The sequence below is a fragment of the Vibrio sp. 2134-1 genome (assembly GCF_033339495.1).
The window spans coordinates 1-528 of the sequence record NZ_JAWOUS010000916.1 but is presented as its reverse complement, the minus strand read 5'-3'; the positions used below and the strand labels follow the sequence as shown (position 1 = coordinate 528).

The following is a 528-nucleotide window of genomic DNA, read 5'->3' as shown; positions in this document are numbered from 1 at the left end:
AAAACACTGAAGAACATGCGTGAGCTTAAAGGCCCTCAGTTCCTGCACATCATGACCAAGAAAGGTAAAGGTTATGAGCCAGCAGAGAAAGATCCTATTGGCTACCACGGCGTCCCTAAGTTCGATCCAAGCCATAACTGCTTACCAAAAAGCAGTGGCGGCAAACCAACTTTCTCAAAGATTTTTGGTGACTTCTTATGTGACATGGCAGCGCAAGATCCTAAGCTAATGGCAATTACGCCAGCAATGCGTGAAGGTTCTGGCATGGTACGTTTCTCGAAAGAGTACCCAGACCAATACTTTGATGTGGCAATTGCAGAGCAACACGCTGTGACACTTGCAACGGGTATGGCAATTGCTGGCGATCATCCGATCGTTGCTATCTACTCAACCTTCTTGCAACGTGGTTACGATCAACTTATCCATGACATCGCTATCATGGACTTACCAGTAATGTTCGCTATCGACCGCGCAGGTTTGGTCGGTGCAGATGGTCAAACACACCAAGGTGCATTTGATCTTAGCTTT

1 pseudogene is annotated in these 528 nt (G+C 46.8%); it reads left to right on the top strand.

The window, feature by feature from the left end:
- Positions 1–528 (top strand): annotated as a pseudogene (locus R7R78_RS29245) (1-deoxy-D-xylulose-5-phosphate synthase); the annotation flags it as partial.